This window comes from Xylanibacter ruminicola Ga6B6 (assembly GCF_000687715.1).
In the GTDB taxonomy this organism is placed as follows: domain Bacteria; phylum Bacteroidota; class Bacteroidia; order Bacteroidales; family Bacteroidaceae; genus Prevotella; species Prevotella ruminicola_B.
Genome location: NZ_JHXD01000027.1, coordinates 12145 through 37160 on the forward strand (window position 1 = coordinate 12145; position 25016 = coordinate 37160).

The following is a 25016-nucleotide window of genomic DNA, read 5'->3' on the forward strand; positions in this document are numbered from 1 at the left end:
TTCATCTGATTTTTGTGCAAAGTTACAGGTTTTTAAGCATGAATTGCGCGAATTAGCTGAATTTTTTTATTATTTCGTGTTAATTCGTGCCATTCGTGCCGTTTTTTTATTAATTTTGCGCCAAAATGGATCTGAAGGCAACTCATAATAGGTTTTTACCACCCATATGTCTAGCTGCAGCACTCGTTCTGAGTAGCTGTTCGGTGAGTCGTGATATTCCTGAAGACAACTACCTGCTGAACAAGGTAAAGGTGGTTACCGATAGTAAGTATCACGATATTAATCCGGGTAATTTGAAGGGTTATGTGCGGCAGAAACCTAACTCGCGCTGGTTCTCGGCTGTTAAATTGCCTTTGGGTGTTTATGCGATGGCAGGCAAGGACAGCTCGTGGGTGAACCGTATGTTGCGACAGATGGGCGAGGCGCCTGTTATCTACGATACGCTTCAGGCACAGATGACTTGTAAGGATCTGCAGCAAGCCCTGCAGAATAAGGGTTATCTGGATGCTCAAGTAGAACTGTTTATCGACAAGAAGAAACATAAGCTGGATGCTGTGTATGTGTTGCATCCAGGAAAGCCCTACTTTGTGCGCGAACTGGATTTCGTGATCGAGGATACCACGGTAGCACGTTTGCTGCGTGGTCGCTCGTCGCTGTTGCATCAGGGTATGCAGTTCAGTGTTGAGACGCTGTCGGCCGAGCGTAATGCCATCACTCAGTATCTGCAGAATCGTGGTTACTTCCGTTTCCATAAAGAGTATATCACCTATGGTGCCCGTAAGGACGAGGAGCAGCAGGGGGTTAATCTGAAGCTGTTGTTGCAACAGCAGCACAAGGCCTATACCATCGATAGTATCAAGTACGAGGGTGGAGCCGACGATCATCTGCATCTGCGCCCCAAAGTGCTGAGCGAGAATACTTTCCTGGAATCAGGAAAGCCTTATTCGGCTGAAAAGTTGCAGAATACCTATAACCACTTCGGAAGATTGGGTGCTGTAAAATATACCAATATCGCTTTTGAGCAACAGCCCGATACCACGTTGCTGGATGCTACGATTCAGGTGCAGACCAACAAGCCATCAACCATCAGTTTCCAGCCCGAGGGTACCAATACCGCTGGCGACTTTGGTGCTGCTGCCTCGTTGACTTATCAGAATCGCAACCTGTTCCGCGGGTCGGAAACATTCAGTTTGCAGTTGCGTGGTGCCTACGAGGCCATCAAGGGTTTGGAGGGTTACAGCAATCAGGACTTTACCGAGTATAGTGCCGAAACCAAGCTCTCGTTCCCAAGATTTATCATGCCGTTCCTGAGTCGTAGTTTCCGTCGTCGTACGATTGCTACCAGCGAGTTGGCGTTGCTGTATGATGTGCAGGATCGTCCTGAGTTCCATCGTCGAGTCTTGTCAGCTGGCTGGTCATATCTCTGGAAGCCCCAGAATCATCATGATAGCTATCGTTTCGACCTGGTGAATCTGAACTATGTGTTCATGCCATGGATTAGTGAAACTTTTAAGACAGAATATCTTGATAATACCTCGAACCAGAATGTGATTCTGCGCTACAATTACGAAGACCTTTTTATTATGAAAATGGGTTTTGGTTACGTGTATAACAACGGTGTGGTAGCGCTGAAAACCAATGTTGAAACAGCTGGAAATCTGTTGGGCGCCTGCTCTAAGATTTTTGGTGGTTCGAAGAACGATTTAGGTCAGTATAAACTCTTTAATATCGCCTATGCACAGTACGTTAAGGGCGATTTTGACTATACTCAGCAGATACTGAAAGGTACCAACGATCAGCTGGTGTTCCATATCGGTTTAGGTATTGCTTATCCGTATGGAAATACCACCGTGTTGCCATTCGAGAAACGTTACTTCTCGGGTGGTGCCAATAGTGTTCGCGGATGGTCGGTTCGTAGTCTCGGTCCCGGTCGTTATAAGGATAAGGACGGGCGTATAAACTTTATTACAATGACGGGCGACCTGAAGCTCGATTTGAACGTGGAGTACCGCATGAAGCTGTTCTGGAAATTCAACGGTGCCATTTTTGCCGATGCCGGTAATATCTGGACGCTGCGTGATTATCCCGACCAGCCTGGCGGACAGTTTAAGTTTAATACCTTCCTGAGCGACCTGGCTGTTAGCTATGGTGCTGGTTTGCGACTAAACTTCGACTATTTTATTCTGCGTTTCGATTTAGGTATGAAAGCCATCAATCCTGCTTTCGAGATCGAGTCGGAAGCTCATTATCCACTTCTTCATCCCAAGTTGAGTCGCGACCTTGCCTTCCACTTTGCAGTAGGTATGCCATTCTAATTACTGTTAAAAAAGTGAAATAGTACGGCATCTCTAAATTCTAAATTCTCATTTCTCGATTATTTGTGCTACCTTTGCACGAAAATTATATTTGAGATGTTGAAGTTTATATCCTTTGGAAGCGGTAGCAGCGGTAATTGCTATTATCTGGGCACAGCGACCGACGGGCTGATTATAGATATTGGTATAGGAATACGCACACTGAAGAAGTATTGTAGAGAGTATGGTATTCAGCTTAATTCCGTAAAGCGTATCTTGATAACGCACGATCATGCCGACCACATTAAAAGTGTGGGTGCCCTGAGTCACGACTGCAACCTGCCTGTTTATGCCACACATAAAGTGCACGAGGGCATAGACCAGAATTATTGTGTAACGAAGAAAGTATCGCAAGATCATAAGCATGAGTTGGTAATTGGCGAGCAAGTACAGCTTGGCGACTTTAAGGTGCGCCCTTTTGCTGTGCCTCACGATGCCAGCGAGAATGTGGGCTACGAATTGGAGGTTGAAGGTATTGTGTTTGTGGTGCTTACCGATGTTGGTAGCATTACCGACGATATCAAGCAGGCCATTAATCGTGCTAACTACCTGGTGATCGAGGCCAACCACGATGTGGAAATGCTGAAGAACGGTCCTTATCCCGCTTATCTGCAGCAACGCATTCTGAGCGGTAGCGGACATCTGTCGAACGTATCGTGCGGCGAGGCGCTGGTTGAGAATATGAGCGAGGGCTTGAAGCACGTTTGGCTGTGCCACCTGAGCGAGGAGAATAATCACCCTGAGCTGGCTCGTAAGACGGTGGAGACCATCCTGCGCAGTCATGGTGTGATTCCTGGCAAGGACGTAGAGTTGGAAGTGCTGAAGCGCAAAACACCAACGGGTGTGTACGAGATTGAGGAGTAATTGACAATTGATAATTATGGTGGAGGTAATTGTAAAAGACGAGGATTTGCAGCAGGCTGCACTCGAGGGAATGGATGAGTTCCTGGATGTGTTTGTAAAGGCTATCTACGATGCTATCGGTGGCGAACTGACTGCCGAGAGCATGGCCAAGTTGAATGCCGACCAGCTGACATTGCTGGCCTGGAACATTCTGCACGAAGAGGTGATGGATGGCGGATTTGTACAGCTGATTTATAACGGCTACGGTCCCTTCATCTTCAAGAACCCTCTGGCCAAAGCGCTGCGCCAGTGGGATATGCGTGCCCCCTCGAAACTGATTTACGATGCCCACACCCTGTGGCTGAAATATCGCGAAGAGATTGAAACCGAGAAGAGCGACGAGGATTTCATGGCTATGTTCGAGCAGTATCCTGAGTTCGAGAATCTGGATGATATCTTTATCGAGAACGAGGAAGAGTGGACCGAGGATATCGCCCATTATGTGGACGATCATCTGGACAACTTCGCGAAGATCATTTAATAGTAAGAGATGAACAAGACAGAAGAACAGTTACGCAAAAAGAGTCCTGTACAGATTCGCAACAAGAAGGCTTCGTTCGAATACTTCTTTGTTGAGACCTATACTGCAGGCATCGTGCTTACCGGTACGGAGATTAAGAGCATCCGATTGGGTAAGGCGAGCTTGGTGGATACCTATTGCGTGGTGCTTAACGGCGAGCTGTGGGTGAAGGGCATGAATGTTAGTCCTTACTTCTACGGTTCGTACAACAACCACGAAGCCAAACGCGACAGAAAGCTGTTGCTAACCAAGAAAGAAATACGTGCCCTTGAGAGTGCCACCAAACAAACCGGTTTTACCATCGTGCCCACCTTGGTGTTTATCGATGATAAAGGTCGGGCCAAGGTTGATGTGGCGCTGTGTAAGGGTAAGAAGGAATTCGATAAGCGCCAGACGCTGAAGGAGAAAGAAGATCGCCGCGAGATGGACCGTGCGATGAAAGTCTGGAAGTAGCGCTTGCTAATGCATCGTAACAAAATGAAGAAAGAACTAAACGAGATCATAAAACAGCGTATTCTCATACTCGATGGCGGTATGGGAACCATGATAGGTGCCGTGATGGGCAAGGTTGGTAACAGCGATGAACTGAACCTGACACACCCCGAAATCGTTTCGGATATCTATCGCAAATACCTTGAAGCCGGTGCCGATATCATCACCACCAACACGTTCAGCAGTCAGCGCATTTCGCAGGCTGAATATCATCTTGAAGACCGTGCGCACGAGATGGCCAGCGAGTCGGCACGCTTAGCCCGACAGTTGGCCGACGAATATAGTACCGACGAGAAGCCCCGCTTTGTGGCAGGTTCGATCGGTCCTACCAACAAAACCCTCTCGATGTCGCCCGATGTGAGCAATCCTGCTTTCCGTGATGTGACTTACGACGAGATGCTGGAGGCTTATCAGGAACAGGCCGACGGACTGATTGAGGGTGGGGTAGATACGCTGCTGATAGAGACCATCTTCGACTCGCTGAATGCCAAATGTGCCATCGATGCATGTATGCGCGCGATGGAAGCACGTAAGGTAGAACTGCCCATTATGGTGTCGGTAACGGTGAGCGATCTGGCTGGTCGTACGTTGTCGGGCCAGACCCTTGAGGCGTTCCTGGCCAGCGTCAGCACTTACCCTATTTTCTCTATCGGACTGAACTGCTCGTTTGGTGCCACGCAGATGAAACCTTTTATCCGCGAATTGGCACAAAAAGCACCTTATTATATCAGCTGTCACCCCAATGCCGGATTACCCAATGCCCTTGGTCTTTATGATGAGACGGCAGAGAGTATGGCTCCAAAAATGGGCGAGCTGGTGGACGAGGGTATCGTGAATATCATTGGTGGCTGCTGCGGTACTACCGATGAGTTTATCCGTTTGTACCAACCCTTGGTGGTTGGCAAAAAGCCCCATGTGCCTGCTCCTAAGCCACACTCAATGTGGCTTTCTGGACTAGAGCTACTAGAAGTTCTAGAAAATCTAGAAGCTAGATTTACCAATGTTGGTGAGCGATGCAATGTGGCAGGATCGCGAAAATTCCTGCGACTGATTAAGGAAAAGAAATACAACGAGGCTATCTCTATCGCCCGCAAACAGGTGGCTGATGGAGCCTTGGTAATTGATATTAATATGGACGATGGCTTGCTGGATGCCAAGCAGGAAATGACTACCTTCCTGAATATGATTGCGGCAGAGCCTGATATCGCAAAAGTTCCCGTGATGATCGACTCCTCGAACTGGGAGGTGATCAAGTCCGGACTGAAGTGCGTGCAGGGTAAGAGCATCGTCAACTCTATCTCGCTCAAAGAGGGCGAACAGAAGTTTATCGAGCATGCGCAGGATGTGATGCGTTATGGTGCAGCTGTGGTTGTGATGTGTTTCGACGAAGAGGGACAGGCTACTACCTACGAGCGTCGTATCGAGATTGCCTCACGTGCCTATAAGATTTTGACTGAGCAGGTGGGCATGAACCCGCTCGACATCATTTTCGACCCCAATATTCTGGCCATTGCTACGGGTATGGAGGAGCACGATGCCTACGCCATCGATTTTATCCGCGCTACGGAATGGATTAAGCAGAATCTGCCTGGTGCTCACGTCAGCGGTGGTGTGAGTAACCTGAGTTTCTCGTTCCGCGGTAACAACTATATCCGCGAGGCCATGCATGCCGTATTCCTGTATCACGCAATTCAGGTTGGTATGGATTTCGGTATCGTAAATCCTTCAACTAAAGTAACTTATGCTGATATACCTCAGAATCAGCTTGAAGTAATTGAGGATGTGGTTCTGAACCGCAAGAAGGGTGCATCCGAGGTACTGATTGAATTGGCCGGTAAGATACTTGAAGAGGAATTGGCCAAGAAAGAAGCAGGAGGCGCTACCAGCGAAAACACCCCTTTTCAGGATCGCGCCCAGACGCCAGTTGAAGAGCGATTAGCTCAGGCGTTGATTAAGGGCGACGGTACATTTCTGGAGGAAGATTTGAAAGAGGCACTGCCTAAGTTTTCCCATGCGGTTCAGATTATCGAGGGGCCACTGATGGCAGGTATGAATACCGTAGGTACGCTGTTTGGTGAAGGAAAAATGTTCCTGCCGCAGGTGGTAAAAACAGCCCGCACCATGAAGCAGGCCGTTGATATCCTGCAGCCTTATATAGAGGCTGAGAAAACCGAGAGCACCACTTCGGCAGGTAAAGTGCTGTTGGCTACCGTTAAGGGCGACGTGCACGATATCGGTAAGAACATTGTGAATGTGGTGATGGCCTGCAACGGCTACGAGGTATTGGATATGGGCGTGATGGTGCCTGCCGAGCAGATCGTGAAAAAGGCTCAGGAGGAGCACGTGGATATGATTGGCTTGAGCGGCTTGATAACTCCCAGTCTGGAGGAGATGGTGAACGTGGCCGAAGAACTGAAGAAAGCTGGGATGGATATCCCCATCATGATTGGTGGCGCTACTACCAGCGAGCTGCATGTGGCATTAAAAATTGCCCCCGTTTATGGCGGTCCGGTGGTATGGATGAAGGATGCCTCGCAGAATGCACTGGTTGCCCAGAAGCTGTTGACCGACAAGCAGGCTGTGGAGCACGAACTCGACCAGAAGTATGAAACCCTGCGCGAGGAATATCACCAGGAGCAAGCCCAGATTGTATCACTCGAAGAAGCAAGAAAGAACAAATACAAATATGAAGAATAAATACCTATTGATGGCTCTCGCCCTGATGCTGGCGATGACAACTTGGGCTCAGAAGCGAGAAATGCGCGGAGCCTGGATTCAGTGTGTAAACGGACAGTTCCAGAATCTTGGTACCAAGAAGATGCAGCAAACGCTTACTTATCAGCTTGATGAGCTGAAGAAGGATGGCGTAAACGTGATTATCTTCCAGGTGCGCCCCGAGTGCGATGCGCTCTACGAGAGTAAGATTGAACCCTGGAGCCGATTCCTGACTGGCACACAGGGTAAGGCGCCCAATCCTTATTGGGACCCCCTGCAGTGGATGATCGACGAGTGTCACAAGCGCGATATGGAGCTGCACGCCTGGATTAATCCCTTCCGTGCTAAGACTAAGACCACCCATCAGTTGGCCAATAATCATATTGCCGTTCGCAAGCCCTATAGCTGTTTTTCTTACGACGATTTGTTTATCCTGAATCCTGGTATGCAGGAAAACCGCGATTATATCTGTATGGTTGCAAAGGATATCGTGGCCCGTTACGATGTGGACGGTATCCATATGGACGATTATTTCTATCCTTACCCCGTGAAGGGACTGAGCATTCCCGATGATGAACTGTTCCACGATCACTCTAATGGTATCAAGGATCAGAACGATTGGCGCCGTTATAACGTAAACCTGTTTATCGAGCAGTTCTATCAGGCTATCCACGAGGTTAAGCCTTGGGTAAAGGTGGGCATTTCGCCATTCGGTATCTACCGTAACAAAAAGAGCTCACCTGTGGGCAGTAACACCAACGGCACCCAGAACTACGACGATTTGTATGCCGACATTCTGTTGTGGGTAAACAATGGTTGGTTGGATTACTGCGTGCCCCAGTTGTACTGGGAGATTGGCAATAAGGCTGCCGATTATGCTACCCTGATTAAGTGGTGGAATCAGCATGCCGCCAACCGTCCGCTGGTGATTGGCGAGGATGTGGAGCGCACCGTGAAATATCCCGATTTGCAGAATCCTAACAAACATCAGATGGATGCTAAGATGAATCTGCACCGTGCCAATCCAGCTGTTAAGGGTACCGTACTGTGGTATGCTAAGGCTGCGGTTGATAACGTGGGTAATTACGGCACCTTGCTGCGCACCAAGTACTGGCAGAATCCTGCCTTGCAGCCCGAGATGCCTTTCCTCAGCGATAAGGCACCCAAGAAGGTAAAGAAGTTGGCCCCCGTTTGGACCGAGGATGGCTATATCCTGTTCTGGACGCCCACCCACAGCAAGCACTGGGATCAGCACCCAAATAAGTTTGTGGTGTATCGTTTTGCCAAGGGCGAGAAGGTGAACGTTGATGATGCCTCGAAGATTGTGGCCATCACTGATAAGCCTTTCTACAAGCTGCCTTATGATGAGGGTAAGCAGAAGTTTACTTACGTGGTAACTGCTTTGAACCGTATTCAGAACGAGAGCAAGCCTGCTTCGAAGAAAATTAAATTATAAGAACAATGAAAGGGTTGATAGGAGGAATTTTTGCTGTGATGCTGCTGGCTGCCTGTGGCGGTAGGAGTATGAGTGCTGAAGAGATGCAGCATAAGTTGGACAGTATTCAGAAGATAGAAGCTGCTGAGCGACTGGCGGCTCAGGGTATCAACTTGGCTGATACCGACAACCCGCTGAAGCAGTTCTACGACAGCTTGAACCTTCTGCCATTACCCATTACCTATAGTGATGAGCTGGTGCGTTACCTGCCCGATTTCAAACCTGTACCTCAGGATATTGCCAAGGCATTGGAGCTGGAGGGTAACAACAAGCAGAAAGCCATCTCGCTGTCAGAATCATTAGGTGCGCGCATGATGATTCTGGCAGCCGATGAGGAAGACGACAGGTACTCGTTGTGGCTGTATTCTTTAGACAACGATTATATGCCTGTAGATAAACTCTGTTTGTACGCGATTGATGAGGAGGCCGACCTCGACGATTTCGGCGCCGAAGACATCCTGCAATACTTCACCATTACGAGTGATTATGAAATCCATCTGATGGACTACTCGAAGGATGCCCACAAAACACGCACAGAGGAAGTTTTTACGCTAGATGCCCAGCGTAATTTCCAGTTGCAAAAAAGTGAGGAGTTAGATTAGTCGGCCAGCAGCTGCTTCAGGAACGCATCCAGATCTTCGTCCAAACCCTTCATCAGTTCGGGATCGAAAATCACGGTCTCGTCGTCAACCAGATACAACTCGGCTACAGACTCCTTGTCTTCATTCTCCAGTACAAACGAGAATGGTTTCAGAATCGACATATTCTCGATGGTATCCTTCATCTTATCCAGACACTTGCGGAACACGGCAGGTATCTCTTCGAAGAAGTTGTCGGATGTATCACCAATCCAGTCTTCGATGATGCAACGATTAATCTCTTCGTCGTTATCGTCGAACGCCATCAGCTCACCGGTATCCTGCGTTACGCGGAAGTGGATATCGGTCATTACATTAGCCTCCTGTGTAGGAGGAAACTTGTCGGCTATCTTACGGATAGCACGCTCAATCTGCTGCTGAGTCAGTTCGGTTGCTTTCATCTTTTCTTTTATTAATTCTGCGACAAAAGTATAAAAAATCTTTTGTAATTGCAAACGATTACGATTATTTTTGCTAAAAAACCGTATTTTCGCTTGTTTTATTCAGCAGATTGTCGTACCTTTGCAAAATGTAATGTCTACTTAGCAAATTAATGAGTAATAAGATAACACATTCGGGAACCGTTAAATGTATTGTGGATGGATGCATCAAGGTGCAGATTGTCCAGACTTCAGCGTGTGCTGCCTGTAAGGTGGCTTCGCACTGTAACGCTGCCGAATCGAAAATAAAGATTGTTGATGTGTTTACCACCGATACCCAGAACTACCAGATAGGGCAGGAGGTTACCGTGTGGGCATCGAAGGATGTGGCCAATCGCGCTTTGCTTTTAGGCTTTGGTGCACCTTTCTTATTATTAATATGTGTACTGATGATAGTCCTGAAGCTTACAGACGATGAAGGGCTTGCCGCGTTAGTGGCCTTAGCGTCGTTGGTACCTTACTATTTGGCGCTGTGGGCGATGAAGAACCGCATTCAGCAGCAGATTGCCTTCAATATCGAGAAATAATTATAGTAACTAAAACAAATAGATTATGAATTTCATCTTGATTGCAGTAATTGTACTTGGAGCTATCGCCTTGATAGCTGCTATTGTGCTTTTTGCAGCCTCCAAGAAGTTCGCTGTCTATGAGGATCCCCGTATTGCGCAGGTGGGTGAGTTGTTGCCCGGAGCCAATTGCGGTGGATGCGGATTCCCAGGTTGTAGCGGTATGGCCGATGCCCTTGTGAAGGGTGCCGATGCCGGAAGCCTCGACGGACTGATGTGTCCTGTTGGCGGCGCTGAGACTATGGGAAAGGTAGCCGACTTATTGGGGATGGCCATCGCTAATTCCGAGCCGATGGTAGCCGTAGTGCGTTGTAACGGTACTTGCGAGCACCGTGCCAAGATTGCCGAGTATTCGGGCTTGCGCACCTGTGCCGCTATGCACGCTTGTGGTGCTGGCGAAACAGCTTGTGGCTTTGGCTGCCTGGGTTGTGGCGATTGCGTTGCAGCCTGCCAGTTTGGCGCTATCAGTCTGAACCCCGAGACAGGAATCCCCGAGGTCGACGAAGAGAAGTGTACCTCGTGTGGCGCTTGTGTAAAGGCTTGTCCGCGTAACATCATCGAGCTTCGCAAGAAGGGTCCCAAGGGGCGTCGCGTGTTCGTATCGTGTGTCAACAAGGACAAGGGACCTGTTGCCATGAAGGCTTGTGCCGTTAGCTGTATTGGTTGCGGCAAGTGCGAAAAGGAGTGTAATTTTGGTGCGATCACCGTTGAGAACAACCTGGCTTACATCGACCACCTGAAGTGCCGTTTGTGCCGCAAGTGTGTCACCGTTTGTCCTAAGCATGCTATCGTGGATGTTAACTTCCCAACGCCTGCACCTGCACCAAAGCCCAAAGAACCTAAAAAAGAAGAGGAGGCAAAAGCATGAAGATAAAAACATTTAGTTTGGGTGGTATCCATCCTGCAGAGAATAAGCTCACCCACGAGGTGGCTACCAAGGTAGCAGCGCTGCCCAAGCAGGCCATATTCCCATTGGGTCAGCATATCGGTGCGCCTGCCAAACCCGTAGTCCAAAAGGGCGACAAGGTAAAGGTAGGAACCATGATTGCCGAAGCTGGCGGTTTTGTGTCGGCACCTATTTTCTCGTCGGTCAGCGGTACCGTATTCAAGATTGATACAGCTATCGATGCTACCGGATATCGCAAGCCCGTGATTATTATCAATGTCGAGGGCGACGAGTGGGAAGAGAGCATCGACCGTTCTGATAAACTCGAACTGGTGGCGGCTCATCCCGAGCTTACTCCCGAGGAGATTGTAAAGCGTGTGCAGAACGCTGGAGTAGTAGGTATGGGTGGTGCTTGTTTCCCAACCTTTATCAAGTTGACGCCTCCACCAACAGCCAAGGCCGAGTGCGTGATTATCAACGCCGTTGAGTGCGAGCCTTACATCACTGCCGACTATCGCCTGATGATGGAGCATGCCGATGAGATTCTGGTTGGATTAGAGCTCCTGATGATAGGTGCCAAGGTAACCAAGGGTTATATCGGTATCGAGACCAACAAGCCTGCTGCTATCGAACTGCTCACCAAGAAATGTGACGAGAAGTTCAATATCGCAGGTTCAAAGTTCAGCGTAGAAGTGGTGCCCTTGAAGCAGCGCTACCCCCAGGGTGGTGAGAAGCAGTTGGTTGATGCTGTTATTAATCGTCAGGTTCCAGCACCTCCAGCTATCCCCGTAAACGTGGGCGCTATCGTACAGAATGTAGGTACTGCCTTTGCCGTTTACGAGGCTGTGATGAAGAATAAACCCCTGTTTGAGCGTTACACCACCGTTACCGGTAAGAAACTGCAGAACCCAGGCAACTTCCTGGTGCGTATGGGTACACCTATGAAGGATCTGATCGATGCTTGTGGCGGTATGCCCGAGGGCGATAATAAACTGCTGGCTGGCGGACCAATGATGGGTAAGGCTCTTACTTCGGTAGAGGTGCCTATCTGTAAAGGTACCAACTCGGTAACCATTATCTCTGATGATGAGGCTCGCCGTAAGGATGCCCAGCCTTGTATCCGTTGTGCCAAGTGCGTAGGTGTTTGTCCGATGGGACTGGAGCCATACCTGCTGGCAAAACTCTCGGAGGTAAAGAACTGGGAGCGTGCCGAGAGCGAGGATATCACCAGCTGTATCGAGTGTGGCTCGTGTCAGTACACTTGTCCGGCTTATCGTCCGCTGCTCGATAACATCCGCTTGGGTAAGAGCACCGTGATGGGTATCATCCGAGCCCGCGCCGCAAAAAAATAATGTTCAATGTTCAATCTACAATGATCAATGAGTAAATTAATAGTTTCATTATCGCCACACGCTCATAGCCGCGATTCGATCGAGCGCAACATGTATGGTGTTATCATCGCCCTGATGCCTGCGCTGCTCGCTTCGTTCTATTTCTTTGGTTTGGGTGCGGTTATCGTTACCGCCACCAGTGTGGCAGCCTGCTGCTTTTTCGAGTGGGCTATCTGCAAATATATTCTGAAGAGACAACAGAATACGCTGCTCGACGGATCGGCAATTATTACTGGTTTGCTGCTGGCGTTCAACGTGCCTTCAAACCTGCCCATCTGGATTATCCTGATTGGTGCGCTGTTTGCTATCGGCGTAGCTAAGTTTACGTTCGGTGGTTTGGGTAACAATATCTTTAACCCTGCGCTGGTGGGCCGTGCTGCCTTGCTGGTAGCTTTCCCTGCCCAGATGACCACTTGGCCAAAGATCGGACAGTGGGATACCTATCTCGATGCCGAGACAGGTGCTACACCACTCTCGATTATCAATTCGGCCATCCGTACGGGCGACGCTTCGGTACTTGATCAGCTGCCTTCATCGTTCGACCTGTTGTTAGGTTCAAGTTCGGGCGGTGCTGGTGCCATGGGTGAGATTTGTGCGTTGGCCTTGCTTTTGGGTCTGGCCTTTATGCTGTACAACCGCATCATCACTTGGCACATTCCCGTATCAATCCTTGGTACCGCGTTTGTGTTCTCTGGTTTGCTGCATCTGGCTAATCCTGTTTACCCTGATCCATTTACCGTGCTGCTTACTGGTGGTATGATGCTGGGCGCCATCTTTATGGCAACCGATTATGTAACCAGTCCTATGACGCCCAAGGGTCAGCTTATCTACGGTGTGGCCATCGGATTCCTAACCGTTGTTATCCGCAACTGGGGTGCTTATCCCGAGGGTATGTCGTTCGCCATTCTGATTATGAATGCGTTCACACCGCTCATCAACAATTATGTTAAACCAAAACGTTTCGGGGAGGTCGCAAAATGAAGAAGCTTGAATCATCATTATTAAATATGGTGCTGGTGCTCACCGGAGTAGCAGTTATCATGGGTGGTATCCTGGCTTTTGTGAACCACCTTACCGAGGGTCCTATTGCCGATCAGAAAGCCAAGGCGTTGGCCGATGGTATCAAGTCGGTGATGTGTGTCGATGACCTGCAGGTAGCTAATACCGATACTGTAAAGCAGACCGATGCCAAGGGCAAGGAGCTGATTTATGTGATTTACGAAACTAAGGATGCCCAGGGCCACGAACTTGGTGCTGCTGTTGAATCAACCACAGGTGGATTCGGGGGCAATCTGAAGGTGCTGGTAGGTTTTAATACCGAGGGTCAGATTCTTGGTTACACGCTGTTGGAACATGCCGAAACACCAGGTCTTGGTGCCAAGGCCGATAAGTGGTTCCAGAAGGGCGAGAAGGGCGATATCATCGGTCTTACGCCTGCTCAGCCTCTCACCGTATCGAAGGATGGCGGTAAGGTAGATGCCATTACAGCATCAACCATTACCAGTCGTGCTTTCCTGTTGGCTGTAAACAATGCTTATAACGCTTACAAGGCTGCCCCTATCGATGCCGAGTCGGGTGCCACAAAGAAAAGTGAATAGTTTATGAATGCAATACAGATTATAAAAAACGGCATTGTTAAGGAGAACCCCACGTTCGTCCTTATGCTAGGTATGTGTCCTACACTGGCCACTACCACTTCTGCTGGCAACGGTATGTCGATGGGCCTCGCCACTATGGCGGTACTCATCTGTACCAATGTGGTTATCTCGTGCCTCAAGTCGGTTACCCCCGATAAGGTACGTATCCCCGTGTTCATTGTAGTGATTGCTGCGTTTGTTACGCTGCTGCAGATGGTTATCAAGGCTTATCTGCCAGAGGTTGATGCCTCGTTGGGCTTGTTCATTCCGCTCATCGTGGTTAACTGTATCATCCTGGGTCGTGCTGAGGCTTTTGCTGCCAAGAACTCACCCGTAGCTTCACTGTTCGATGGTATCGGTATAGGTCTTGGTTTTACACTCGGCCTTACCCTGCTGGGTATGTGTCGTGAGCTGTTGGGTTCGGGTTCTATCTTCGGATTCACCCTGATTCCAGAGACTTATAACATTCTGCTCTTTGTGTTGCCTCCAGGTGCGTTTATCACCCTCGGTTTCCTCATCGCGATCGTGAACAAAATTAGGAATTAATGTTCAATGGTCAATGTTCAATGGTCAATAAATAGATTATGGAATACGTTTTGATTTTCATTAGCGCCATTTTTGTCAACAACATCGTGTTGTCGCAGTTCCTGGGCATTTGTCCGTTCCTTGGCGTTTCAAAAAAGATTGATACCTCGCTGGGTATGTCGGCAGCTGTAGCCTTTGTGCTTACGCTGGCCACCATCGTTACCTGGTTGGTTCAGAAATATGTACTCGATGCCTTTGGCCTGCAGTATCTGCAGACGATTGCCTTTATTCTGGTGATTGCCTCGCTGGTACAGATGGTCGAGATTGTGCTCAAGAAGGTGTCGCCAGCCCTCTATCAGGCATTAGGTATTTTCCTGCCCCTGATTACCACCAACTGTGCTGTGCTGGGTGTAGCTATTCTGGTTATCCAGAAGGATTACAACCTGCTGCAGTCGGTAGTGTACGCCTTCTCAACAGCCATCGGCTTTGGCGTAGCCCTCACCGTGTTTGCCGGTATGCGCGAGCAGCTGGAGTTGGTAAAGATTCCTAAGGGCATGCAGGGTATGGCCATCGTCATGCTGTCAGCTGGTTTGCTCAGCCTGGCCTTTATGGGCTTCTCGGGTGTGGATGGCGGACTGAAGATTCTCTTTGGTCTCGACTAAATAGCCACCTATTGGTAAAAAGAGTCCGAACTATTTTGTAGTTCGGGCTTTTTTTTTTAACTTTGCCCCAAATTTACAGTATTTTAAAGATGAAGATTGGAGATAAAGTAAGATTCCTGAGCGAAGTTGGCGGTGGAAAAGTTGCCGGCTTCCAGGGCAAGAATATAGTGCTTGTTGAGGATGAGGATGGCTTCCAGATGCCGATGCTCATTAACGAGGTGGTAGTGGTAGGCGAGGAGAGCTACGAAACTACCCGTATGGTTGAACAGAAGGCCAAGGCCCGTATGGCTGCCGACGATGACGAGGAACCCGAGATTGAGCCTGCCGACCGTCCCATTACCTTTAAACCCAAGCCTGAGGAACGTAAGGGTGGCGACAAGCTGAGTGCCTTCCTGGCTTTTGTGCCCATGGATGTAAAGGAACTCTCGCAAACCCGTTTCGAGAGCTATTTGGTTAACGACTCGAACTACTATCTGCGTTATGTGCTGATGACTGCCGAGGGTACAGCCTGGAAGCTGAGAGCCGAGGGCGAGATTGAGCCTAACTGCAAGGAGTTTATCGAGGAGTTCGGTCGCGAGGACCTGAACGACCTTGAGCATCTGTGTGTACAGCTGGTGGCTTATAAGCGCGAAAAACATTTCCTGCTAAAGTCGCCCGTTAATGCCCAGGTGCGTGTAGATACCGTTAAGTTCTACAAGCTGCATGCATTCCGCGAGAACGATTTCTTCGAGCAGCCCGCCCTTATTTACACACTCATTGAGAACGACGTACAAAAAGTAAAACTATGAAATACGGATTTGTAAACGTAGCAGCTGCTGTGCCCACGGTCAAAGTGGCCGATGTAGAGTATAATGTGCAGCAGATTGAGAGCCTGATAGCTCAGGCCGAGGATCGTGGTGTTGAGGTGATGGTGTTCCCCGAGCTTTGCATCACGGGCTATTCGTGTCAAGATCTGTTTAAAGAGCAGCTCCTGCTCGATCATGCCGAGGATGGCGTGGTAAAACTGCTTGATTTCACCCGCAAGCTCAACGTCATCGTGATTGTTGGTTTGCCAGTGGTAGTCAACGGCTTGCTGTACAACTGTGCAGCTGTGCTGCAGGGTGGACAGCTGTTGGGCATTGTGCCTAAGGTTTATCTGCCCAACTATGGCGAGTTTTACGAGAAGCGCTGGTTTGCATCGGCACAGGACTTGAATCCTACCGAGATATATTTTGCAGGCAGCCCCGTTCACGTATCTGCCGAGCCACAGGTGTTTGTTACTGCCGATGGCGTGAAGTTCGGTGTTGAGATCTGCGAGGATGTATGGGCACCCACACCACCTAGCAATAACTTGTCTTTGGCTGGTGCCGATGTCATCTTCAACCTCTCGGCCAGCGACGAACTGATTGGTAAGCATGCTTACCTTAAGTCGCTGCTTGCCCAGCAGAGTGCCCGTATGATTAGTGGTTACGTTTATGCCAGCTGCGGCTTTGGCGAGTCGACCCAGGATGTGGTTTATGGCGGCAATGCCATTATCTTTGAGAACGGACGACTGCTCGAAGAGGGCGACCGTTTTTCGTTGCAGCCGCAAATCAAGATGTGCCAGATTGATGTTCAGGCGCTGCATGTTGAGCGCCGCACCAATACCACTTTCATTAATGCGCAGCGAAATGCCCACGCTCGAGAAATCGCCTGCAAGGCCACTTGTCAGCGTCCGTTCGAGCTCTTCCGCAACATCGATCCGTATCCCTTCATTCCTAAGAGTGAGAACATGCAGGCATCATGTGAGGAGATTCTTAATATCCAGGTGATGGGTTTGGTAAAGCGTCTGCACCATATCAATGGTAAAAAGGCTGTCATCGGTATCAGCGGTGGTTTGGATTCTACCTTGGCGCTGCTCGTAACCGTCAAGGCTTTCGATAAGTTGGGACTCGACCGTCAGGGTATCGTGGGTATCACCATGCCTGGTTTCGGTACCACCGATCGTACGTATAATAACGCCCTGAAGCTGATGCAGACCTTGGGTGTTACCATTCGCGAAATCAGCATTGCTGCTGCTGTTACCCAGCACTTCAGAGATATCAATCACGATGCTTCGGTTCACGATATCACCTACGAGAACTCGCAGGCACGCGAGCGCACACAGATTCTGATGGATGTGGCCAACAAGGAGAACGCCATCGTGGTAGGTACAGGCGATCTGTCGGAGTTGGCTCTTGGTTGGGCTACCTATAATGGCGACCACATGTCGATGTACGGTGTGAATGCCGGTGTGCCTAAGACCCTTATACGCTACTTGGTTACTAGTATTTCTAGGGAATCTAGTATGCCTAGTGATATTTTGTTGGACATCATCGATACCCCCATTTCGCCCGAGTTGATTCCTGCCGACGAACAGGGTAACATTAAGCAGAAAACCGAGGATCTTGTTGGTCCTTACGAGCTGCACGATTTCTTTATCTATTACTTCCTGCGTTACGGCTTCAGTCCTAAGAAGATTTTCCTGCTGGCTAAGCGTGCTTTCTGCACCGCTACCAGCGAGAAGCCCGCCCTTTACGACGAGGAGACGGTCAAGAAATGGCTCACCACCTTCTGTCGCCGATTCTTTAATCAGCAGTTCAAGCGTTCGTGCTTGCCCGATGGTCCTAAGGTGGGTAGTGTCAGCTTGTCGCCCCGAGGCGATTGGCGCATGCCAAGCGATGCATCATCCGCCCTTTGGTTAAAAGAATGCGAGTCGTTATAAGTGAATAATGAAAAATGAGTTAGCTGAATGCTAACTCATTTTCTTTAAGTGTGATATGGATGTTGGCTCCCGGTTCAAGGTCGCCATTCACTATCAGGTCGCTAATGCCATCCTCCAGATAGTTCTGTATAGCGCGCTTTAGCGGACGGGCACCAAACTGCACATCGTAACCCTTGGTGGCCACAAACTCCTTGGCCTCGTCGCTCAGGTCGATGTGATAGCCTATCTGCTCAATACGGTTGTACAGGCCCTTCAGTTCTACTTCGATAATACGCTTGATGGCATCCAGATCCAGCTGGTCGAAGGTGATAATCTCGTCCAGTCGGTTCAGGAACTCAGGTGAGAACTGCTTCGATAGTGCCTTCTGTACAATGTCGCGTGCGTACTGCTTGTCCTTGTCGCTCTTCATCAGTCCCGTTTGTGCCGATGCACCGAAACCTACGCCACGACCAAAGTCCTTCAGCTGGCGTGTACCTGCATTCGATGTCATGATAATCACCGTGTTGCGGAAATCCACCAGTCGTCCGTTGCCATCTGTCATGCGTCCCTCGTCAAGCACTTGCAGCAAAAGGTTGAATACGTTGCTGTGAGCTTTCTCAATCTCGTCCAAAAGAACAATCGAGTAGGGGTGACGGCGCACGCGCTCTGTCAGCTGTCCGCCTTCGCCGTAACCTACGTATCCCGGAGGCGCACCTATCAGTCTTGAGGTGTTAAAGCTCTCGGTATATTCGCTCATGTCGATACGAATCAGCGCATCGCTACTGCCAAACATAAACTCGGCCAGTTTCTTGGCCAGATAGGTTTTACCCACACCAGTTGGACCTAAGAACATAAACACGCCGATAGGGTGGTTGGGTTCCTTCAGTCCCACGCGGTTGCGCTGGATGGCTTTTACCATCTTGTCGATAGCGGCATCCTGGGCTATCACGGCATTCTTCAGCTCAACGGCCATACCCTTCAGGCGTACGCCCTCCTGTTCAGCCATGCGCTGTACGGGCACACCTGTCATCATCGAAACCACCTCGGCCACCTGGTCGGCATCTACCACCAGTCGCTCTTCGCCCTCGCCGTTGGTCCAGCGGTCGTTCAGCTCCTTCAGCTCCTGGGTAAGTGCTGTTTCGCGGTCGCGATAACCGGCTGCCAGTTCGTAGTTCTGGTTCTTCACCGCCTTCTGCTTCTTTTCGCGGGCCTCGGCCAGCTCCTTCTCCTTCTCTATAATCTCGGGTGGAATCTGGGCGTTGCCTAAGTGTACCTTCGAACCTGTCTCATCGAGTGCGTCGATGGCCTTATCAGGCATAAAACGGTCGGTAATATAGCGGTCTGTCAATTTGACACAAGCTTCGAGTGCCGCGTCAGTATATGTCACATGGTGGTGCTGTTCGTAGCGATCCTTGATGTTACGCAGGATCTGCAGCGTCTCCTCGTTGTTGGTAGCCTCTACTTGCACCTTCTGGAATCGGCGCTCCAAGGCGCCGTCCTTCTCAATGCTCTCGCGATACTCGTCAAGCGTAGTAGCACCAATGCACTGTATGGTGCCGCGTGCCAAAGCTGGCTTCATAATGTTGGCAGCATCCATACTGCCAGGGGTTGAACCAGCACCGATAATGGTGTGTATCTCGTCGATAAATACAATCACGTCGGGGTTAGCCTCCAGCTCCTTCATCAGGGCTTTCAGGCGCTCCTCAAACTGTCCGCGATACTTGGTGCCTGCCACAACGCCTGTCATATCCAGCGTAAAGATACGTTTACCAAACAGCATCGGACTGCAGTGGTGAGCCTCAATCATCTGGGCCAGTCCCTCTACAATGGCGCTCTTACCTACACCAGGCTCGCCAATCAGTATGGGGTTGTTCTTTTTGCGGCGACCCAGAATCTCTACAATACGCTGTATCTCGCGCTCGCGGCCTACGCAGGGGTCCAACTTACCATCAGCAGCGGCCTTTGTCAGGTCGGTACCAAAGCTATCAAGCACAGGTGTCTTCGAGGCAGGCTTCTTCTGGGCGGTGTTATTAATCTTGCTCACCGGAATGCCCTTGTCGCCATTCATCTCAAACTCCTCTTCCTCCTCGTCGGGCAGTCCTATGCCGTTGCTCACGTTATTACTTACGTTTGTGTTCTTCGGCGCAAACAGTATGGCTGCAGCGTCGTCGTATGTCACATCGTTCATTTCTAATACTTGTTTTGCCCCGTTGTTAGCCAAGTCGTGCAGTATGGCCAGCAGCAGGTGTTGTTCGTCTATCTTATTGGCTCTCTGAATGCGTGCTTCCAGTACAGCCAGTCGCAGTACGTTGCTGGCCTTCTCGTTCAGCACCAGGTCGGTAGTGTGTATGGGCTGACCAATCTCGTCCTCCCTTACGCGCATTTCCAGTTCAGTCTTAACCGCCTGCATATTCAGGTTCAGCCTGTTAAACAGGTCGATGACCGGACCCTCGTTACTGCGCAGAATGCCTAGCAGCAGGTGTTCGGGACCTACCGATCGGCTAGCCAGTCGGGCTGCCTCTTCACGCGAGAAAGCCAGTATTTCTGATAGTTTTGGCGAAAATTGTGTCGTCATCTATGTTTGTTTCTAATTGTTATTAATATACCTATTATTATATATCTTTTGCAAAGATACAACAAATCTTGCAAACATCGTGCCATAAAAAGCTAAATTTTTACCATAAAATAGCTTAAAAGGTTTGGTGGGTCGCAAATAATTTACTACCTTTGCACGGTTAAAAACGCGTCAGAGGGCTTAAAAATGCCCTTAAACGCAAAATTGATAAAAAAGTATATAGTTAAATAGTCAAATAAAAAAGATGGATCAAACATTCGACAACGACAGAATTATTAAGATCAACATCGAAGAAGAGATGAAATCGAGCTATATCGATTACTCTATGTCAGTAATCGTGGCCCGTGCCCTTCCCGATGTTCGCGATGGCTTTAAGCCCGTTCATCGCCGTATCCTCTATGGTATGATGAACATCAACAATGTATCTACACAGCCTTATAAGAAGTGTGCCCGCGTTGTAGGTGAGGTGCTTGGTAAGTACCACCCACACGGCGACTCTTCAGTATACGGTGCCCTGGTGCGTATGGCCCAGGATTGGAACATGCGTTACACACTGGTCGACGGTCAGGGTAACTTCGGTTCGGTAGATGGCGACTCACCTGCTGCCATGCGTTACACCGAGTGCCGCCTCTCAAAGATGGGTGAGCACATCATGGACGACCTGGATAAGGAGACCGTTGACATGGCGCCTAACTTTGACGACTCGCTCGAGGAGCCAACCGTGATGCCTACCAAGATTCCTAACCTGCTGGTTAACGGTGGTAACGGTATCGCAGTAGGTATGGCTACCAATATGCCTACCCACAATCTGGGCGAGGTGATCGATGGCTGCTGCGCTTATATCGACAATCCTGATATCGACACCGAGGGCCTGATGCAGTACATCCCAGGACCCGATTTTCCAACAGGTGCTTACATCTATGGCCTGCAGGGTGTGAAGGATGCTTACGAGACTGGTCGTGGTCGTATCGTGATGCGTGCCAAGGCCGAGATTGAGAGCGGCGACACACACGATAAGATTGTGGTAACTGAGATTCCTTATGGTGTAAACAAGGCCGACCTGGTAGCTTATATCGCCGACCTGGCTAACCAGCACAAGATCGAGGGTGTAGCTAATGTAAACGATGAGTCGGGCCGTCAGGGTATGCGTATCGTTGTGGATTGCAAGCGCGATGCCAACGCCAACGTATTGCTCAACAAGCTGTTTAAGATGACAGCCCTTCAGAGCTCATTCTCAGTTAATAACATCGCCCTGGTAAAGGGTCGCCCACGCCTGCTTACACTCAAGGAGTGTGTCAAATACTTCGTTGAGCACCGTCACGATGTAACCATCCGTCGTACCAAGTACGATCTGCGTAAGGCTCAGGAGCGTGCCCACATCCTCGAGGGTTTGATTATCGCCGTTAACAATATCGACGAGGTAGTTCGCATTATCCGTAACAGCAAGACTCCTACCGACGCTCAGCGTAACTTGGAGGCCCGCTTCGAGTTGGACGAGCTGCAGAGTAAGGCCATCGTTGATATGCGTCTGGCTCAGCTCACTGGTCTGCGTGTTGATCAGCTCCATCAGGAGTTCGACGATTTGCAGAAGCTCATCGCCGAGTTGCAGGAGATCCTGGATAACCCCGAGCGTTGTAAGGAGGTGATGAAGGCCGACCTGCAGGAGGTGAAGGAGAAGTATGGCGACGAGCGTCGTACCGAGATTATCCCATTCGACCACGAGTTCAATGCCGAGGACTTCTATCCCGACGATCCAGTGGTTATCACCATTTCGCATATGGGTTACATCAAGCGTACTCCACTGTCAGAGTTCCACGAGCAGGGTCGTGGCGGTATGGGTTCAAAGGCTGCCCGTCATCGCGACAACGACTTCACCGAGTATATCTATCCTGCCACCATGCACAACACACTGCTGTTCTTCACCCAGAAGGGTCGTTGCTACTGGCAGAAGTGTTACGAGATTCCTGAGGGTGATAAGAACTCAAAGGGTCGCGCTATCCAGAATATGCTGAATATCGAGCCCGATGATGCCATCAACGCCGTTCTGCGTATCAAGAACTTCAACGATACCGAGTTCCTCAACTCACACTACGTAGTATTCGCTACCAAGCAGGGTATCATCAAGAAGACTTGTCTCGAGGCTTACTCACGTCCACGTGCCAACGGTGTGATTGCTATCAACATCAACGAGGGCGACCAGGTAGTAGGCGTACGCCTCACCAACGGTCACAACGAGCTGTTGCTGGCTAACCGCAATGGTCGTGCTGTACGTTTCGACGAGAACGATGTTCGTACCATGGGTCGTGTATCTACCGGTGTAATCGGTATGCGTCTCGATGGTGGCGACGACGAGGTTGTAGGTATGGTTTGCGTAAACGATCCTAACACCGAGACCATCATGGTTGTTTCAGAGAACGGTTATGGTAAGCGTTCCGAGGTTGAGGATTATCGCAAGACCTCACGTGGTGCCAAGGGTGTTAAGACTCTTTCAATCACAGAGAAGACCGGTCGTCTGGTAGCCATCAAGGTGGTAACCGACGAGAACGACCTGATGATTATTAATAAGAGTGGTGTGCTGATCCGTCTGAAGGTGGCCGATGTTCGTGTCATGGGCCGTGCCACACAGGGTGTTCGTCTCATCAACCTCACCAAGAAGAACGATAGCATTGCTTCGGTATGTAAGGTGATGCATTCGCAGGCCGAGGACGAGGATATCGAGGAGGCTGAGATTGATGCTGAGGCTGCTCAGGCTGCTGAGGCCCCCGAGACCGAGAATAAGGATTAAACTATCCGCTCAAGTAAACGTCAAAAAATAAATTTTAAGTAACAATAAGTTCAACCAATTTTAAAAGCTTATGAAAAAATTAATCATGATGGCATGTGTGCTGGTAGCTAGCTCTACCGCATTTGCCGGCGACAGTGACGCTTTGAAGGCTATCCTCAAGGCAAAGACTTATGCAGAAGCTGAGACTCTCATCAAGAGCAGCCTTGGTTCTCTGGCTAACGATGCCGAGAAGGCAAAGGCCTACAACAAGCTTGTTGACCTTGCCCTGAACGACTTTAATGCTCAGAGCGCTATCCAGACCGAGAATCAGGTAAACAAGCAGATGGGTAAGGAAGAGAAACCCGTTGATATGAAACTGATGAACGAGATGGCCTATGCCGCTATCGTTGCAGGTATCGAGTGCGACAAGTTCGACCAGATGCCTAACGAGAAGGGTAAGGTAGCACCTAAGTTTGCTGCTAAGAATGCTCAGCGCCTGTGGACTGCTCCACGTAACACCCTCGTTAACGCTGGTCAGGATGCACTCAGCGCTAAGGACAACGCTTCAGCTCGTAAGTACTGGCAGCTGTTCACCGAGAGCGACGCTGCTCCTATGTTCAAGGATTGCGACCGCGAGCAGCAGAAGCCTTTCTTCGGACAGGTAGCCCGTTTCGCTTCAATCTTCGCTTATCAGGACAAGGATATGGCTAAGGCCCTCGAGTTGGCCGATGTAGCTATGAAGGATCCCGAGGAGTACGAGAACGCTCTTAACCTCAAGCTCGAGATTCTTGGCGACGGTCTGAAGACTAAGGACGACTCAGTTAAGTATGCTGCCAGCCTGAAGGACATCTATGCCGAGCACAAGGTTGATGGTGTAATGGAGAAGCTGTACAATACCCTGCTGGGTCTTGGTCAGACCGAGGATGCTAACAAAATCCTCGACGAGGCTCTCGCCGCTAATCCTAACAACTTTGTAGCCCTCGCCGATAAGGGACTTGCTCTGCTCCAGGCTAACAAGGCCGAGGAGGCTGTTCCTTACCTTCAGAAGGCATTCGAGGTTAAGCCCGACAACGCTATCATCGCTACCTACGCAGGTACTGGTTACAGCGTACAGGCTCAGAACGTAGAGGATCCTGCTAAGAAGAAGGAGCTTTACAAGAAGGCTATCGAGCTGTTCGACAAGGCTAAGGAGCTCGACCCCGACATGCTGCAGGCTAAGTGGGGTTACAACCGCTACAACGCATACTACAACTACTATGGTGCTGACGCTCCTGAGACCAAGAAGGCCGAGGAAGAGTCACGCTAATCTACGATCAAGTATATAAACCCAATCAGCCGAGGAGCATCCCGCTCCCCGGCTGATTTCTTTTTATACATGCTGTTTTGCGTGTTTTTTTTACATGGCGCCCATGCACGATGTAGCTCCCAGGGCCGTTACAATCGCTGTTGCGATGCTCGCAATCATCTGGATGATGAACTTCAGGGTTTCTTTCTTACTCATAACTCACCTCCTTTCGTTAGTTCATGTCTGAGCCGCCACTACCTGGGTTGCTGGGCTGATTGCCGCCTCCGGTGTTACCACCTGTGTTACCGCCGGTATTGCTGCCGTTGCCACCGGTGTTGCCACCGGTTGATGGCTGGGTGTTCTCATTGTCCTCCACCTCACCGCTGTCGCCACTGGTTACACGCTTCACCTCCTTGCCGTTGCGGTCGATACAGGTAATCTGGATAGCGGTGTTGGCCAGCTCTTCC

General features: G+C 49.8%; 21 protein-coding genes and 1 pseudogene. 18 read left to right on the forward strand and 4 right to left on the reverse strand.

Annotated elements, in window-relative coordinates:
* Positions 1–125: 125 nt before the first annotated feature.
* The 7 genes from T500_RS0112985 to T500_RS0113015 all read left to right on the forward strand — a co-directional run bounded on the left by T500_RS0112985 (position 126) and on the right by T500_RS0113015 (position 9081).
* Complete coding sequence (locus T500_RS0112985) at positions 126–2315, forward strand: BamA/TamA family outer membrane protein (protein WP_051612069.1); 2190 nt, start codon at positions 126–128, stop codon at positions 2313–2315.
* 96 nt (positions 2316–2411) lie between these two features.
* On the forward strand, positions 2412–3218 hold the full coding sequence (locus T500_RS0112990) for an MBL fold metallo-hydrolase (RefSeq protein WP_028908475.1): 807 nt from the start codon (positions 2412–2414) through the stop codon (positions 3216–3218).
* A 16-nt stretch (positions 3219–3234) separates the two neighbouring features.
* A complete protein-coding gene (locus T500_RS0112995) occupies positions 3235–3738 on the forward strand; it encodes a DMP19 family protein (protein WP_013065468.1) in 504 nt (167 codons plus the stop codon).
* Between the two features lie 9 nt (positions 3739–3747).
* The gene (smpB, locus tag T500_RS0113000) at positions 3748–4230 is read left to right on the forward strand and encodes an SsrA-binding protein SmpB (RefSeq protein ID WP_013063647.1); all 483 of its coding nucleotides are present in this window, start codon (positions 3748–3750) and stop codon (positions 4228–4230) included.
* A gap of 24 nt (positions 4231–4254) precedes the next feature.
* Positions 4255–6966: a methionine synthase gene (gene metH / locus T500_RS16010; RefSeq protein WP_080694899.1), complete on the forward strand. Its 2712-nt coding sequence runs from the start codon at positions 4255–4257 to the stop codon at positions 6964–6966.
* Positions 6956–8440: a family 10 glycosylhydrolase gene (locus T500_RS0113010; protein WP_028908476.1), complete on the forward strand. Its 1485-nt coding sequence runs from the start codon at positions 6956–6958 to the stop codon at positions 8438–8440. Before metH ends, T500_RS0113010 begins: the two co-directional genes overlap by 11 nt.
* Before the next feature lie 5 nt (positions 8441–8445).
* Entirely contained in the window at positions 8446–9081 is a 636-nt protein-coding gene (locus T500_RS0113015; RefSeq protein WP_155267550.1) for a hypothetical protein, read from the forward strand.
* Here T500_RS0113015 and T500_RS0113020 read toward each other — a convergent pair.
* Positions 9078–9518, reverse strand: coding sequence for a hypothetical protein (locus T500_RS0113020; protein ID WP_028908478.1), 441 nt, complete (start codon positions 9516–9518; stop codon positions 9078–9080). The genes T500_RS0113015 and T500_RS0113020 overlap by 4 nt on opposite strands.
* 152 nt (positions 9519–9670) lie before the next feature.
* Here T500_RS0113020 and T500_RS0113025 point away from each other — a divergent pair, with 152 nt between their 5' ends.
* The 9 genes from T500_RS0113025 (at position 9671) to T500_RS0113065 (ending at position 17946) form a co-directional block, all read left to right on the forward strand.
* A complete protein-coding gene (locus T500_RS0113025; RefSeq protein ID WP_028908479.1) occupies positions 9671–10084 on the forward strand; it encodes a SoxR reducing system RseC family protein in 414 nt (137 codons plus the stop codon).
* 25 nt (positions 10085–10109) lie between these two features.
* Complete coding sequence (locus T500_RS0113030) at positions 10110–10991, forward strand: Fe-S cluster domain-containing protein (protein WP_028908480.1); 882 nt, start codon at positions 10110–10112, stop codon at positions 10989–10991.
* Entirely contained in the window at positions 10988–12361 is a 1374-nt protein-coding gene (gene rsxC / locus T500_RS0113035; protein WP_036909126.1) for an electron transport complex subunit RsxC, read from the forward strand. Before T500_RS0113030 ends, rsxC begins: the two co-directional genes overlap by 4 nt.
* Positions 12362–12388: 27 nt before the next feature.
* A complete protein-coding gene (locus tag T500_RS0113040) occupies positions 12389–13381 on the forward strand; it encodes an RnfABCDGE type electron transport complex subunit D (RefSeq protein WP_028908482.1) in 993 nt (330 codons plus the stop codon).
* Positions 13378–13998, forward strand: coding sequence for an RnfABCDGE type electron transport complex subunit G (locus T500_RS0113045; protein WP_028908483.1), 621 nt, complete (start codon positions 13378–13380; stop codon positions 13996–13998). The genes T500_RS0113040 and T500_RS0113045 overlap by 4 nt, the downstream gene beginning before the upstream one ends.
* 3 nt (positions 13999–14001) lie before the next feature.
* Entirely contained in the window at positions 14002–14583 is a 582-nt protein-coding gene (gene rsxE, locus T500_RS0113050) for an electron transport complex subunit RsxE (RefSeq protein WP_028908484.1), read from the forward strand.
* Between the two features lie 38 nt (positions 14584–14621).
* The gene (rsxA, locus tag T500_RS0113055; protein WP_028908485.1) at positions 14622–15224 is read left to right on the forward strand and encodes an electron transport complex subunit RsxA; all 603 of its coding nucleotides are present in this window, start codon (positions 14622–14624) and stop codon (positions 15222–15224) included.
* Between the two features lie 89 nt (positions 15225–15313).
* Positions 15314–16012, forward strand: coding sequence for a DUF2027 domain-containing protein (locus tag T500_RS16015; RefSeq protein ID WP_013065031.1), 699 nt, complete (start codon positions 15314–15316; stop codon positions 16010–16012).
* Positions 16009–17946, forward strand: a complete 1938-nt coding sequence (locus tag T500_RS0113065; protein WP_028908486.1) for an NAD(+) synthase — start codon at positions 16009–16011, stop codon at positions 17944–17946. The genes T500_RS16015 and T500_RS0113065 overlap by 4 nt, the downstream gene beginning before the upstream one ends.
* Before the next feature lie 19 nt (positions 17947–17965).
* Here T500_RS0113065 and T500_RS0113070 read toward each other — a convergent pair whose 3' ends face one another.
* A complete protein-coding gene (locus tag T500_RS0113070) occupies positions 17966–20500 on the reverse strand; it encodes an ATP-dependent Clp protease ATP-binding subunit (RefSeq protein ID WP_028908487.1) in 2535 nt (844 codons plus the stop codon).
* Between the two features lie 244 nt (positions 20501–20744).
* Between T500_RS0113070 and gyrA the strand changes: the two genes are divergently transcribed.
* Both gyrA and T500_RS0113080 read left to right on the forward strand, forming a co-directional pair.
* A complete protein-coding gene (gene gyrA, locus T500_RS0113075; RefSeq protein ID WP_028908488.1) occupies positions 20745–23285 on the forward strand; it encodes a DNA gyrase subunit A in 2541 nt (846 codons plus the stop codon).
* A 70-nt stretch (positions 23286–23355) separates the two neighbouring features.
* A complete protein-coding gene (locus T500_RS0113080) occupies positions 23356–24570 on the forward strand; it encodes a tetratricopeptide repeat protein (RefSeq protein ID WP_028908489.1) in 1215 nt (404 codons plus the stop codon).
* A gap of 90 nt (positions 24571–24660) precedes the next feature.
* On the opposite strand, the gene T500_RS17035 is transcribed toward T500_RS0113080, so the two are convergent.
* Positions 24661–24765, reverse strand: a complete 105-nt coding sequence (locus T500_RS17035; RefSeq protein WP_155267551.1) for a smalltalk protein — start codon at positions 24763–24765, stop codon at positions 24661–24663.
* A gap of 16 nt (positions 24766–24781) precedes the next feature.
* Positions 24782–25016 (reverse strand): annotated as a pseudogene (locus tag T500_RS17180) (hypothetical protein); the annotation flags it as partial.

Bases quoted from the DNA above. Each gene is read 5' to 3' on its own strand.
- T500_RS0112985 (WP_051612069.1), top strand. From the start codon at position 126: ATGGATCTGAAGGCAACTCATAATAGGTTTTTACCACCCATATGTCTA.
- T500_RS0112990 (WP_028908475.1), top strand. From the start codon at position 2,412: ATGTTGAAGTTTATATCCTTTGGAAGCGGTAGCAGCGGTAATTGCTAT.
- T500_RS0112995 (WP_013065468.1), top strand. From the start codon at position 3,235: ATGGTGGAGGTAATTGTAAAAGACGAGGATTTGCAGCAGGCTGCACTC.
- smpB (WP_013063647.1), top strand. From the start codon at position 3,748: ATGAACAAGACAGAAGAACAGTTACGCAAAAAGAGTCCTGTACAGATT.
- metH (WP_080694899.1), top strand. From the start codon at position 4,255: ATGAAGAAAGAACTAAACGAGATCATAAAACAGCGTATTCTCATACTC.
- T500_RS0113010 (WP_028908476.1), top strand. From the start codon at position 6,956: ATGAAGAATAAATACCTATTGATGGCTCTCGCCCTGATGCTGGCGATG.
- T500_RS0113015 (WP_155267550.1), top strand. From the start codon at position 8,446: ATGAAAGGGTTGATAGGAGGAATTTTTGCTGTGATGCTGCTGGCTGCC.
- T500_RS0113020 (WP_028908478.1), bottom strand. From the start codon at position 9,518: ATGAAAGCAACCGAACTGACTCAGCAGCAGATTGAGCGTGCTATCCGT.
- T500_RS0113025 (WP_028908479.1), top strand. From the start codon at position 9,671: ATGAGTAATAAGATAACACATTCGGGAACCGTTAAATGTATTGTGGAT.
- T500_RS0113030 (WP_028908480.1), top strand. From the start codon at position 10,110: ATGAATTTCATCTTGATTGCAGTAATTGTACTTGGAGCTATCGCCTTG.
- rsxC (WP_036909126.1), top strand. From the start codon at position 10,988: ATGAAGATAAAAACATTTAGTTTGGGTGGTATCCATCCTGCAGAGAAT.
- T500_RS0113040 (WP_028908482.1), top strand. From the start codon at position 12,389: ATGAGTAAATTAATAGTTTCATTATCGCCACACGCTCATAGCCGCGAT.
- T500_RS0113045 (WP_028908483.1), top strand. From the start codon at position 13,378: ATGAAGAAGCTTGAATCATCATTATTAAATATGGTGCTGGTGCTCACC.
- rsxE (WP_028908484.1), top strand. From the start codon at position 14,002: ATGAATGCAATACAGATTATAAAAAACGGCATTGTTAAGGAGAACCCC.
- rsxA (WP_028908485.1), top strand. From the start codon at position 14,622: ATGGAATACGTTTTGATTTTCATTAGCGCCATTTTTGTCAACAACATC.
- T500_RS16015 (WP_013065031.1), top strand. From the start codon at position 15,314: ATGAAGATTGGAGATAAAGTAAGATTCCTGAGCGAAGTTGGCGGTGGA.
- T500_RS0113065 (WP_028908486.1), top strand. From the start codon at position 16,009: ATGAAATACGGATTTGTAAACGTAGCAGCTGCTGTGCCCACGGTCAAA.
- T500_RS0113070 (WP_028908487.1), bottom strand. From the start codon at position 20,500: ATGACGACACAATTTTCGCCAAAACTATCAGAAATACTGGCTTTCTCG.
- gyrA (WP_028908488.1), top strand. From the start codon at position 20,745: ATGGATCAAACATTCGACAACGACAGAATTATTAAGATCAACATCGAA.
- T500_RS0113080 (WP_028908489.1), top strand. From the start codon at position 23,356: ATGAAAAAATTAATCATGATGGCATGTGTGCTGGTAGCTAGCTCTACC.
- T500_RS17035 (WP_155267551.1), bottom strand. From the start codon at position 24,765: ATGAGTAAGAAAGAAACCCTGAAGTTCATCATCCAGATGATTGCGAGC.